Source organism: Algoriphagus sp. NF (assembly GCF_028823735.1).
GTDB classification, from domain to species: domain Bacteria; phylum Bacteroidota; class Bacteroidia; order Cytophagales; family Cyclobacteriaceae; genus Algoriphagus; species Algoriphagus marincola.
On the sequence record NZ_JAPEIB010000060.1, the window covers coordinates 1 to 12,140 of the forward strand.

Consider the following 12,140-nt stretch of genomic DNA (forward strand, 5'->3'; position numbering starts at 1 on the left):
CAAACCCAATTTGATAAACTCCGGTGGTTCCTGTGAAGGTGAAGGTTCCAGATCTGCGATCCCATGAAGAAGTGCTTGTTGCAGTATGAGTATCTAGTGTAAAAAGCTTAGTGTTTCCATTTTGGCTATAGATGGAATACTCAATTTGCTCTGTGGCGCCAGCAATCCGTTGACGATGATAATATTCCCAATTAAAGGTTTCTCCATTCACCAAATAAACTATTTGATATAATCGAGAAGATTGAGAAACATTCAATTCTACAAAATAGTCTCCTTGCTGAGCAGGAACATTATTAAATCCAGACCGCCAGTGTTCAATCGGAAATTGATTATTATTAAAAGTTGGGTGGGTAGAATACCAACCATCAATCTGAGGATTCGGAGCAGCTTGAGAAGCCGGATAAGCCACATTATTATGAGGTACGATTGAACCCGTTTCAAAAGATGGGTTAACAATAATTCGATTTTGACCGAAGGATTCAAATAAGATCCCAAGGCAACAAAAAAGTAATAAAAAGGGCTTAGCGTAAAACTTTCTCATGCTAGCTACTCAGTTTTTAATGAGTTTTAATAAGTAAATGCCTCTTGATTTTCCCAATCCAACAATTCCTTCAAGTTATCCACATCACCTTCAAAAACAGGTAACGTGGAAGGATTAGATGGATAAGTCTCTCCTTCGAATTTCACAACCCTATTTTCACCTCCACTATACATAATCAGGTTTCTCCAGCCATTTGTAGTTTCTGAATCTACATAGGCTGGATATTTTACTACAGAGAAGCGGGTGATCACATCTCCATGGCTGGTAAGTAGCAAAACGGTACAACCTCCTGATCCGCAGAAATAAGGTCCGGTCAATCCGACCAAAATCTCCAAATTTCCATCTTCATTAAGGTCCACTTGGCTATATTTAAATTGCCTGCTAAGCGAATCCAAAAAACCTTTTTCCAAATCTTCCTTGAAGATATCCGTCAAAGTCTTTTGGATTAACCTTTTGATATTTTCCTGATCGTTTTGAGAATAGGGGCTTTCTTCTCTGGTAGTATCAGAAATCACCTGTATGGCTGAAATTTCAGAAGAAATTTCTTCTACCGAACTGCTGGATTTACAGCCAAACAAAACAAGAAAACCAATTAAAATTCTGAGATCGATATTTTTCATAAAGCGAAAAAGGAGCTAGCAACAGCCAGCTCCGTTGAGGTTAGTGGTTAGAATCGTAGAAAACTGACGTTTATTTAGAATCGCAATCCAGCAGTCAGAAATAGACCATTAGACTTTCCCAATTCAACATCGGCTACGTCGGTAGTAATGTTTGTCAAAGACCATTGATAAGACAGATCCACATAGAAAATAGCAATATCCACCCCTGCCCCGGCAAATACACCCCATTTAGGAGATGCATAATCATCTTCACTCAGGAATTCATTGCTGACGCTAGTCACAAAGAATCCGGATGCTCCTCCAAAAATCCTAAGTCCTGCAAAAGAATCTGCATCTCCTAGTACCTCTAATCCGACTGCTACCGGTACCCTAAATCCCTTGAAGTTCCCATCTGTGACAGGAAAAGGATTATTCGCACTAGTCACTTCGACAGATTCAGTTTGGTAGAAGACACCCGGCTCGAAATAAAATTTTTCTCCGAATGCTACGGAACCTCCAAATTGAAACCCGGGATTACCTTTTAAATCATCGAATGATCCGCCCGATACATTGGTGAAGTTTACACCCACACCTGGTTTGATGGTTACTTGCGCTTGAAGAGAAAAAACAAGCATGAAAACCACTGATGTTGTAGCTAAAAGCTTTTTCATAGTTTTTGAATTTAGATTTTAAGAAATTTCGACTTTCCCAGAATAACTGCTGCACTTTTCGCTTTGAAAAAAATAACAGATAATGTTTTTTTTATAAAAAGCGTTATTTTTAAGTGTTATTTATCAAAAAAATGCGCTTCTGCTTTGGAATTATTTGGTTTTTCTTGATTGGGACACCACTGTATTCACAAGACACGCTCTTTGTAAACAAGCATCAGTTTTCAAGTCCGGTACAGAATGTATTCGAGGCACGGGAAACGGTTTTTGCAAAGACCACTCTCGCTTTATACCAATTGGAAGGGGATAATTGGGTCGAAATCCAAGAGAACTTTTCGAAACCCTACGTCTTTTACAAAAACACGTTTTTCGAGTCCGACTTTATCCCCAATTCAGAGCTCTTCGATATCAATTCCATCAAAGAACTAATCCCCCAAAGGGGACAATTTATTGCCACGGCTGCTCGCAGTGGGTCTCGGTTTTTCATTGCAACAGGAAGTGAATTATTTGAGTATGAAATCAGGGACCATTACACCCGAAGTTACCACAACAAGTCTATTCGGGATATTTATATAGAAGATAGCTTGAAAGTCATTTTGACTTATTCGGGAATATTTGTAAACGATAGTGTAGAACTGGAAAACCCCGAGTATTCAAATGGACCTCTTACGAAAATTGACTCCCAATACTACATTGCTTGGGATGAGATAAGCTTGTTTTTCCCTCCTGACTCGACACACAGCATTCCAAATGCTACGAATCTTTTTTCTGGAAAAGCAAGAAAAGTCCTATCCTGGAAAGGAGAAAACTACGCCCTTTACACCCAATCAGTATCGAAAATCCTACCTGGCTTCGAGCTCCAACCCATTCATCAAGGACTGGAGTACCTTGATTTGGAGGGATTTGGAAATAATTTGGTTTTTGCGACTTCCCAAGGGGTTTGCTTAAGCTGGGATGGTGAATATGTTGACACTTTAGCTCAAGTCCCAAGTATCATCAACGATATCTACCCGGTAGGCAATCGCCTGATATTTAGTTCGGACGATGGTGTTTATGAAATTAATCCTGATAAGCCCGAAGCCTTTCAGCTTGCAGATACCCCCTTTTCGGTGATGACATCTTTAGATGATTTCAACAATTTATGGATTGCAACCGAAAATGGCCTTTTTGTCTTGATCCCCGATTATCCAAGACCTATTCCCATTATTCCAGATGTAGAATTCAATCGGGAAGCGCTTTTGCTCCATGGAGAAATTCTTTATGTAGGTGCTGTCGATGGGCTCTACCAGCTCAATACCTATGAAATTGAAAAATCCTACCTGCCAAATCTACTCAACACCCTGCAAGTACCTGTAAGTGAAAGAAAATCCACTTGGCTGATTGGCGGGGCCTTGGCTGTTTTTGGTTTTCTGATCGGTTTCATTCTTTTTAGAAAAAGAAGAAAAGAGCTGCTGTTTAATCCACAGTATGCATCCAAAAATGAATGGAGTCTGGAAGAACTGAAAGCCAAAATACTATCCGAGAAAATTCAAACTATAGAAGGCTTAGCTTCTTACTTGGACACCAATACCGTTCAGCTCAACAGAAACTTCAAGCAATTCAAAACCACGCCTGGAAAATTCCTCAAAAAAGTAAAATTGGAAGAGGCAAAAAGGCTACTAAATAAAGGAATAGATATGGAAGAGGTCGCCAAAACTGTCGGCTATTCCTCCCAATACATCAAAAAGGAGCTAATTGATAAATGATGGCAAAGCCAGATTAGCTATTACCTCTTTTGAAATGTCCACCCAAATTTGATCACCAAGATAAAATCACGATTTTCAGTTTCTATTGGTGGTCTGTTATCTGTATTCAGGACATAATGAATCCCGATATTGAAGTGGTTCAAAAAGAGATAACTAAGAGAAGAATCAAATGTATTCCGAACACGACCTAATTCAGAGAAACTTGGGAAAACAGCCCAATCCAAATTGAGGTTCACCTTGTCCCAAAACTTCCCCGACAAATGACTAAAAAATATTCCTTCTAAGCTGGAAAACTCCTCTGCCCTAAAGCTAAATCGCTCTCGATTCGATACTACTCCTCCCATAAAGGATAGAATCTTGTCTTCTCGATGGATCAGATTTTTCCCTAGTCCTGCTGAAAAAACCCTTCGAAGGTCCAGGCTTTGTTCCGTACTGGAAAACAATGAAGCTTTTCCATTGACAAACCACTCCCTCTTGAAAATATATGCAAGATTATAATCCAGACTCGTTCTTGATACCAAGGTTTCTCCTATGACAGAGGCATAATCCTGATAGTCAAGGCTAGTATCCCAGCGCCGAGTGCGATAACGGGAGTGAAGCCCTGCGGAAATTGAAAGGGCATTTTCTGATTTGGCACGGGCAAAACCCAGATCTATTCCCAGCCGAAAGCGATCTTTGAAGCGCTTTTTCTCATCTTTTGTGATTTCATAGATGTCCTTTTGATCAAAATAATAAAGGGAGTCTGTTGTCTGTAAGCCAATTAGATTCACTTGGGTAGAATCGAGAATTAATTGACCCCTCCAGTTTTGGTTTAGCACATCATTTACCAAAAAGCCTTCCGGGCTCCTCAGGCTTGCAACTTCTTCCAATTTGATATCAACCGCGGTAGTTCTGTAGGCTGTTTTAAAATATACCTTACTGGAAGTGATCCTTTCTATTTTTCCCAAAAGAAGATCTCCGTATCGGGTAATGAGCGTATCCTGCGCAGTCGCTTTTCCTGTGAAAAAAAGCAGAATCAAGCTAAATATGAATAAATAGACCACTCTAATATTCATAGCCAAAATTTTTCTTCATCAGTAAAACTCCGAAAACTATTCCCAAAATAAATCTCTGACCACACAGCAACTTTTTCAATCTCATTCCTGAAAATTTATTTTAATTAGGCAAAAAAGATTCAGATGAAAAATTTTTCCAAAAAACTAAGCCTACTACTTTGGGCATTTACTGTATGGGTATGTCAACCCATATTCGCCCAAATTACCTATCAAACCCCACCAAAAGCAATCGCGGACTTGGTCAATGCCCCAAGTACTCCTTCGGTGGTCTTCTCCGAAAATGCCGATTGGATGCTCATGCTCGAGCGTGCAGACAATCCTTCGATCGAAACTCTTTCTCAGCCGGAACTCCGAATTGCCGGTATGCGGATCAATCCCGCTACCTCGGGCCCTAGCCGAAGCAGAGGAATCGAAAACCTGAAAGTTCGGATGACTCGCTCTGGGGAAGAGATTCAGATCAAAAATCTCCCGGAAAATGCCTCGATCGGCGGCATAGGACTTTCCAATGACGAAAAGTATTTGGCTTTTACCAATACCGAATCGAATGGCATCAGTCTCTGGGTAGTGGATCTGAGCACTTTTGAAGCCAGAAAACTCACCGATGCCATTCTTAACGATGTCTACGGAAACGTAATGACTTGGACTCCTGACAATCAAATCCTGATCAAAGCGGTCAACCCTTCACGTGGTGCTATGCCTCAAGCACCTTCTGCGCCATCAGGCCCTATCGCTCAGGAAACTTCAGGGGATGCGGCTCCAAGCCGTACCTACCAAGATTTGCTTAAGGATCCTTACGATGAGCAGCTTTTCGCTTATTTCATGGATTCTCAACTGATGCTTGTCAATTTGGATGGTACAAAAAAGGCCGTTGGACCTACTGCCATGATCAAATCCTTTGACCTGTCCCCAGATGGAAAATACATTATGGTTGACATCATCAAAAAACCTTTCTCTTACCTGGTACCAGCCAGCCGTTTCCCTTACGACGTGGAGATTTGGTCCAGTGCAGGTCAAAAAGTAAAGACCTTTGCTCAGATTCCATTGGATGAGGTGCGGCCTACAGGCTTTGACGCGACTGTCACCGGTCCTCGTAGCATCAACTGGCGAGCCGACAAGGGTGCCGTTTTGTATTGGGTAGAGGCCCAAGATGGGGGCGATGGTAAAGTGGATATGGAAGAGCGAGAGATCGTCTATACCCTTGCTGCTCCATTCAATGGTCCCAATCAAAAATTAGCCACTACTTCACTGCGTTTTGGTGGAATTGCCTGGTCCACAGATGATTTCGCCATCCTCAATGAAAGATGGTTTGGTGCCCGCCGGGAGATCCGCTCTGTGATCAACCCTTCCAACCCTTCCCAAGGCAAGCAAGTGATCATCGACCGCTCATATGATGATATTTACAATGATCCGGGAGATCCGATCTACGAAACCAATGATTTTGGTAGAAGCGTATTGAAAAGAAAAGGAGACCTACTTTTCATGAATTCTGAAGGAGGTAGCCCGGAAGGAAGCATGCCATTCCTTTCTACTTTCAATGTTAAAACCAAAGAACAAAATATCCTTTGGAGATCTCAAGCTCCATATTATGAGCGAGTGGTAAAGGTGATCGATGAAGATGCCACTGAATTTATCACCTTGAAAGAGAGCACGGATATCCAGCCTAACTATTGGATGGTCAACACCAAAAAGCGTATTGCCCCAATGCAAATCACAAATTTTGCACATCCGTATGAGGGCTTAAAAGGCATCAACAAGCAATTGGTTAAATACAAGCGAAAGGATGGTTTGGACCTTTCTGCGGTGATTTATACACCGGAAGGTTTTACTCCGGGAGAAGATTCACCACTACCGGTATTGATGTGGGCATATCCACGCGAATATAAGTCTGCTGAAATCGCAGCACAGGTTCGAGGTTCGAAATACCGATTTACCAGACTCAGCTGGGGATCTCCAATCTACTGGGTAACTCAAGGCTATGCTATCATGGACCAAACTGAGATGCCTATCGTGGGTGAGGGTGATAAGGAACCCAATGACTACTTCCGTGAGCAGCTGGTAGCTAATGCCGAAGCTGCGATTGATCACATCGTGGAATTGGGAATCGGAGACCGAAACCGAATCGGAGTTGGCGGACACTCTTATGGTGCCTTCATGACTGCCAATTTGCTTTCGCACACTGATCTATTCGCGGCGGGTATTGCACGAAGCGGTGCTTACAACCGAACCTTGACCCCATTTGGATTCCAGTATGAGCAGCGTACCTATTGGGAAGCACCTGAGGTGTATTTCAATATGTCGCCATTCTCTTTTGCACACAAAGTAAAGACACCGATTCTCTTGATACACGGACAAGCGGACAACAACTCCGGTACCTTCCCTATCCAATCCGAGCGCTACTACAATGCGCTGAAGGGACATGGTGCTACAGCACGCTTGGTATTCCTTCCACACGAAAGCCATGGCTACGCGGCTAAGGAGTCCATTTTGCATACGCTGTATGAAATGGATACCTGGCTGGATAAGTACGTGAAGAACAAAAACAAGATTGAGCCTTCGAAATAAAAGAGGCAGAAGACAAAAAGCAAAAACCCTCTTCAGCTAAGCTGGGGAGGGTTTTGTTTTGTCAAATTGATTTTACAATTCTGACCGTTTTTTGTTAACCATATTTTACAATCAACCCAAATCCGTACCCCACATGAAGATCAAAAATAGTATTCCCAGCACGATTCGGTACCAACCAAAAGCAGTAAAGCCGTGATTGGAGACGAATTTCAAAAATAACTTTACTGCAAACCAAGCTGAAATAAAGGCAATCCCAGAGCCCAAAGCGAGTAAAATAATCTGCTCTTGGGTAAAAGACAGTTCAGACTTCAACAGGTCATATCCACCCGCAGCCATCATGGTCGGCACGGCGAGTAGAAAAGAGAACTCCGTCGCTTGCTTTTTGTCCAAGCCATTGAAAACCCCACCGATAATAGTGGCTGCGGCACGGGAAGTGCCAGGAACCATGGAAAGACACTGAAAAAGCCCAATGAAAAAGGCACTTCGATAGGAGATATCCTCCACTTCTGCCAAGTCGGAGGTTTGATTGACCACTTTTTTATCAATCAAAATCAAAATCACCCCTCCCAAAATCAAAGAAACGGATACCACCACTGGATTAAACAAATAGCCTTTGATAAAATCATAAGCCAAAAGTCCAACGATAGCGGTTGGAATAAATGCTGCCAGCAACTTGTAATAAATCTTCAAGCCTCGAAAAAATCGCTTGATATACATCAAGGCAATGGCCAAGATTGCTCCCAACTGAATAAAAACTTCAAAGGTCTTCACAAATTCATCATCGTGAATCCCCATGGCTGCAGAGGCCAAAATCATATGCCCGGTAGAGGAAATCGGCAAGAACTCGGTCAGTCCTTCGATAACGGCAATGATAATCGATTGAAAAAGCGTCATAATTGGTTTTGGTTTGCGGGCAAAAATACAAATACCTGCCCGACTGCCTAGCTTTTTTTAACAGGAAGAGATTGCTTATCAACGATTTTTTTATTTGATTACTAAAAATTCAGTACCATGGACAAATTCTTATTCCTGATCGCCTTTTTCTGTTGCCTCAGTTTCGGTAATGCTCAAAACATCCCCGAAAAACCCCTGAAATCCTCCATTCAGGAGGTCACCGTATTTCTACAAGGAGCTCAGGTTTTTGAAAAGGCGAGCGGTTCCATTCCTGCAGGTGAGTCGGTAGTGGTGATAAAGGGACTTTCCCCTTACCTGAATGAGCAGAGTCTCCAAGTCAAGGGTCTGGGCAATTTCACCATTCAGGCGGTGAATAAACGAATGGATTATTTGCAAGAAAAGGACTACAGCAAGGAAGTGGAAGATCTTACCAAACAAATCAATGCTATCCTAGCTGAGCAAGAGCAAGACAAAGCCCGGCTTGAGGTGCTCAACGAAAAATCGAATTTGCTGCAGGCAAATAAAAACCTCGGCGGAAGAGATTCCGGTCCAAGTATCACGGAACTTCAGCAGGCGATTGCTCTTTTTGAGCGGGAGCTCACAGGAATCAAAAAGGAGGAAATCAGCATCCAAACCAAAATCAAAAAGCAGGATGCTGAAATCAGAAAGTTGCGCAATCAAATCCAAACCTATCAGGAACCCGAAGAAGAAGCCCGGTCTGAGATCCGTATTCGAGTAAAGGCTCCGAGTGCTGGCACGGCTACTTTTGAATTCAATTACCTGGTGGCCAATGCCAGTTGGTATCCCAAGTATGATATCCGTGTCAATAGCGTCAGCGAACCCATACAAATCGACTACAAGGCGGAAGTCTCTCAAAATACCGGTGTGGACTGGAAAGATGTCAAGCTCCGCTTTTCGAATGGCAATCCCAATCAAAGCGGCGTCGCACCGGAACTACCCAAGTGGGAACTCAACTATGCCCGACTGACCCGACGCATGGATATGTCCTTACCCCGACTACCGGGGACCATCTCTGGGGTGGTTTTGGATGAAAATGGGGAAGGCCTACCTGGAGCGACAGTTTTGGTGAAGGGAAGCACCATCGGAACCTCCACCGACTTGGATGGACGGTATACCTTAACCTTGCCTCAGAATGCCGAGCGATTGGTTTTTTCATTCGTAGGCTATGCAACAGAAGAAGTAGGGATCAATGGTCGGTCTACGCTTAGTTTGGCCCTGGCCCCTGATACTCAGGTACTCCAAGAAATGGTAGTCACAGGATACGCATCAAAAGAAAAACGTTCTTTGACTGCTAACGCAACAGAACCCAGACGAGATGCATCCCCAATCATCACCTCTTTTATCGAAAACCAAACTACCGTTGAGATAGAAGTTACCGAACCTTATAGCATTGCCAGCAATGGAGAAAAAAGTCGGGTGGAGTTGAAAAACTATGAGATCCCGGCGCAGTATCAGTACAAAGCGATTCCGAAATTGGAAAATGATGCCTTTTTGATCGCCCAACTGAGCGATTGGAGTCAGTATAGCCTCCTGGAAGGGGAAAGCAACCTCTATTTCGAACAAGGCTTCGTGGGACGATCCATTCTGAATACCGGATCCTTGGAAGATACCCTGTCTATCTCCATGGGCAGAGACCGAAGCATTCTGATCAATCGGGAGAAAATCTCTGAGTTTTCACAAAAGCGAACCATCGGATCCAATATCACCGAGAGTCGGGGCTATGCCATCACTATCCGAAACAATAAATCCCAGTCTATTTCCATATTGGTGCAGGATCAGATTCCTGTTTCGGTCAATTCGGATATTTCCGTGGAAGCGACCGAACTCAGCAAAGGAAAGCTCGATCCCCAGACCGGAATTGTGAGTTGGGAGCTCCAAATCCCACCCGGAGAGCAGGAAGTCCTCAATCTCCGCTACGAAGTCAAGTACCCGAAGCGGGAGAAAGTTATTTTAGACTAAAAACAAAAAAAGCAGCGGTCATGGACCGCTGTTTTCTTCATTCTAAAGGAAAAAATCCAATTTTAACTCCATCTCTTTTACCATTAATTGCAATACTTGTCTCTGAATATATTGATAGACCACCAAAATTTTCTCCATCTCCAGTTTTTTGGAATCAAAGGATCAACAAATGACTCAGAGATTAGAATATCACCGTAGTAGACCCATGTGCCTGTTGCACTCATTTTTTTTGCTATGATGAACTCTTCCCTATGACTAATACAAGAATCTTTGGAATAGATTATCGCATATCTATCTGAAATCAAGGGTCTAGATATAAGCTTCCCTTTATTTTGAGATTTCTTAATCTTAATGCCACGTTCTAATTTGGAATTTTCTAAGATGTAAGAATGTCTATCAAGACTATCCATTTTCTTGCTATCGAAAGAAAAATTATCCAAAATATCGTGAAACTCTTCCTTGTCCAAATAGACAGGTTTCCAAAGATTATCTGGGTTTATGCCTATAAAATATTTAAATACTGAATCAGGAACTAGATACTGATAAATATGATACTTCTCGGAGTCTCTCATACAGCCAAATAGGTCATTGATTACTTTGTATTCCTGTTCATTCAAGGATTGAGCAGATAGGTGCCTACTCCATGGAAATATTACCAATAGGCCTATAAATACTATTTTGATTAGTTGCATTTGGTTCCTTTTGATTGATTGCCTTCTTGTTCATTCTGAATGATTTTGATGATTTTCATCCGATCACTAGCCTTTGGAACTAGGGCCTTGAAGGAGTCAGTAGGAATAGGAAAACTAGGAGGCTGTTGACGCGGATCATTTGCTAATAAACCTCCGAAAGCCATAGCTCTATAGTAATCGTCATCCAATAATGGCTTTCCCATTTTACCGTTGCCATATTCCCTATCCCACTGCTTTAGACTGTAGGCCATAACCTCTATATATTCAGCCATAAGCTCATGCTGTGCTCTATTCATCCTATCAGAACTCTTTCTTCTTAAATAATCAGAGTATTTATCCGTAAATTCAGAATAGTAAACACCATCATTGACAAGCTTGTATTCAATAAAGGCATGGATTGACTCATGAATGATTGTTCTTGCAATAGACAATTGAGTTGCTTTGCTTAGATAGTCATTATTCAAGTTTACTAAAAAAGCACTTTTACCTGAGCGTATATCTGGTACAGGGGTAGTTTGATTGGGTTTATCGGAATTCTGTATTACATAGTCATATTTGGTTGATTCATCAAACAGTTTTAAAATTTCCTGATCTACTGCAAATGTACCTTTAGGTTCATTTGATTTGATTCCTGTTTTTTTAATTTCTTTGAAAATCCCATCAGCACATTTATTCGTTAAATTGTTTATTATTCCAGGCTTCGGCATTTCCGGCGGTGTCGGGTCAGTATTGTTTTTTCCGCCTCCATCTGTGGCAGGATCGCTTTCTCGGGGATTTCCACCTCCCATGTAACTATAGCTAGGTCTTCCGCCATCCGCTCCGTAACAGGAAATTTGTTCCACGAAATAATCTATTTCTTTGGTGCAGTTCGGCGGAAATCCTTCCTGAGAAACACAAAGTGTGTAATAAACAGGAATATAACGTGTGGTACATCGTACATCCATCCCGGCTTCATTTTTCCTTCTATCCCCAATTTGTAATTGTCTGGTGTAGCTGGATATCATCTCACCTTCTTCAAATTCAAATCCGACAAAGAATCGTTCATCGTAAGTGAAAAGTTCTAACTTACCTGTCCAAAAAACAGGAATCTGATTATAACTTATTTCATTGAAATTAATTTTTGATTCTTCATTGCCAGGATAGTACCGAGCAATGACTACGTTGAACTGATTCCGAGTGGTATGTCTCACAAACAGGATATTTTGGATCATTATTTCGCTCGGATTTTGACCTGAAAAGGCTTCTGCCATCTCTGATGGGAAATAATTATTCGCATTTTCAAGACTGGTTTCAAAGACCTCCCGTCCATCGGGGAAATAATAGTGATGAAATTGCTCCCAATCGGGTTTCTTTTCGAAAAATGGTAGAATCAGCTCTTGGGATTCTGTTCGGTAATTCGTACCA

10 protein-coding genes are annotated in these 12,140 nt (G+C 42.0%); 3 read left to right on the forward strand and 7 right to left on the reverse strand.

What is annotated here, in order from left to right; translation table 11 throughout:
* The 3 genes from OU792_RS17695 to OU792_RS17705 form a co-directional block, all read right to left on the reverse strand.
* On the reverse strand, nt 1-541 hold a 541-nt coding region (locus OU792_RS17695; RefSeq protein WP_274670928.1), incomplete at its 3' end, for a hypothetical protein.
* Between the two features lie 26 nt (nt 542-567).
* Nucleotides 568-1,161 (reverse strand): hypothetical protein, encoded by a 594-nt coding sequence (locus OU792_RS17700; RefSeq protein WP_222584193.1) that lies wholly within the window; start codon nt 1,159-1,161, stop codon nt 568-570.
* Between the two features lie 74 nt (nt 1,162-1,235).
* Entirely contained in the window at nt 1,236-1,811 is a 576-nt protein-coding gene (locus tag OU792_RS17705) for an outer membrane beta-barrel protein (protein ID WP_274670929.1), read from the reverse strand.
* A gap of 131 nt (nt 1,812-1,942) precedes the next feature.
* Between OU792_RS17705 and OU792_RS17710 the strand changes: the two genes are divergently transcribed.
* Nucleotides 1,943-3,553: a helix-turn-helix domain-containing protein gene (locus OU792_RS17710; RefSeq protein ID WP_274670930.1), complete on the forward strand. Its 1,611-nt coding sequence runs from the start codon at nt 1,943-1,945 to the stop codon at nt 3,551-3,553.
* A gap of 20 nt (nt 3,554-3,573) precedes the next feature.
* On the opposite strand, the gene OU792_RS17715 is transcribed toward OU792_RS17710, so the two are convergent.
* The gene (locus OU792_RS17715) at nt 3,574-4,608 is read right to left on the reverse strand and encodes a DUF481 domain-containing protein (RefSeq protein ID WP_274670931.1); all 1,035 of its coding nucleotides are present in this window, start codon (nt 4,606-4,608) and stop codon (nt 3,574-3,576) included.
* 123 nt (nt 4,609-4,731) lie between these two features.
* On the opposite strand from OU792_RS17715, the gene OU792_RS17720 reads away from it, so the two are divergent.
* Nucleotides 4,732-7,170 carry a prolyl oligopeptidase family serine peptidase gene (locus OU792_RS17720; protein WP_134203131.1) on the forward strand — a complete coding sequence of 813 codons (2,439 nt, stop codon included), beginning with the start codon at nt 4,732-4,734 and terminating at the stop codon, nt 7,168-7,170.
* A 111-nt stretch (nt 7,171-7,281) separates the two neighbouring features.
* Here OU792_RS17720 and OU792_RS17725 read toward each other — a convergent pair whose 3' ends face one another.
* Nucleotides 7,282-8,064 carry an undecaprenyl-diphosphate phosphatase gene (locus tag OU792_RS17725; protein WP_134203130.1) on the reverse strand — a complete coding sequence of 261 codons (783 nt, stop codon included), beginning with the start codon at nt 8,062-8,064 and terminating at the stop codon, nt 7,282-7,284.
* Between the two features lie 117 nt (nt 8,065-8,181).
* Here OU792_RS17725 and OU792_RS17730 point away from each other — a divergent pair, with 117 nt between their 5' ends.
* Nucleotides 8,182-10,044, forward strand: a complete 1,863-nt coding sequence (locus tag OU792_RS17730; RefSeq protein WP_134203129.1) for a DUF4139 domain-containing protein — start codon at nt 8,182-8,184, stop codon at nt 10,042-10,044.
* Between the two features lie 83 nt (nt 10,045-10,127).
* On the opposite strand, the gene OU792_RS17735 is transcribed toward OU792_RS17730, so the two are convergent.
* Nucleotides 10,128-10,736: a hypothetical protein gene (locus OU792_RS17735; RefSeq protein WP_134203128.1), complete on the reverse strand. Its 609-nt coding sequence runs from the start codon at nt 10,734-10,736 to the stop codon at nt 10,128-10,130.
* Nucleotides 10,727-12,140: hypothetical protein (locus tag OU792_RS17740; protein ID WP_274670932.1), on the reverse strand; the 1,414-nt coding region annotated here is incomplete at its 5' end. The genes OU792_RS17735 and OU792_RS17740, both read right to left, overlap by 10 nt.

Excerpts from the sequence above, each read along its gene's own strand:
- OU792_RS17700 (WP_222584193.1), bottom strand. The coding sequence starts at position 1,161 with ATGAAAAATATCGATCTCAGAATTTTAATTGGTTTTCTTGTTTTGTTT.
- OU792_RS17705 (WP_274670929.1), bottom strand. The coding sequence starts at position 1,811 with ATGAAAAAGCTTTTAGCTACAACATCAGTGGTTTTCATGCTTGTTTTT.
- OU792_RS17710 (WP_274670930.1), top strand. The coding sequence starts at position 1,943 with ATGCGCTTCTGCTTTGGAATTATTTGGTTTTTCTTGATTGGGACACCA.
- OU792_RS17715 (WP_274670931.1), bottom strand. The coding sequence starts at position 4,608 with ATGAATATTAGAGTGGTCTATTTATTCATATTTAGCTTGATTCTGCTT.
- OU792_RS17720 (WP_134203131.1), top strand. The coding sequence starts at position 4,732 with ATGAAAAATTTTTCCAAAAAACTAAGCCTACTACTTTGGGCATTTACT.
- OU792_RS17725 (WP_134203130.1), bottom strand. The coding sequence starts at position 8,064 with ATGACGCTTTTTCAATCGATTATCATTGCCGTTATCGAAGGACTGACC.
- OU792_RS17730 (WP_134203129.1), top strand. The coding sequence starts at position 8,182 with ATGGACAAATTCTTATTCCTGATCGCCTTTTTCTGTTGCCTCAGTTTC.
- OU792_RS17735 (WP_134203128.1), bottom strand. The coding sequence starts at position 10,736 with ATGCAACTAATCAAAATAGTATTTATAGGCCTATTGGTAATATTTCCA.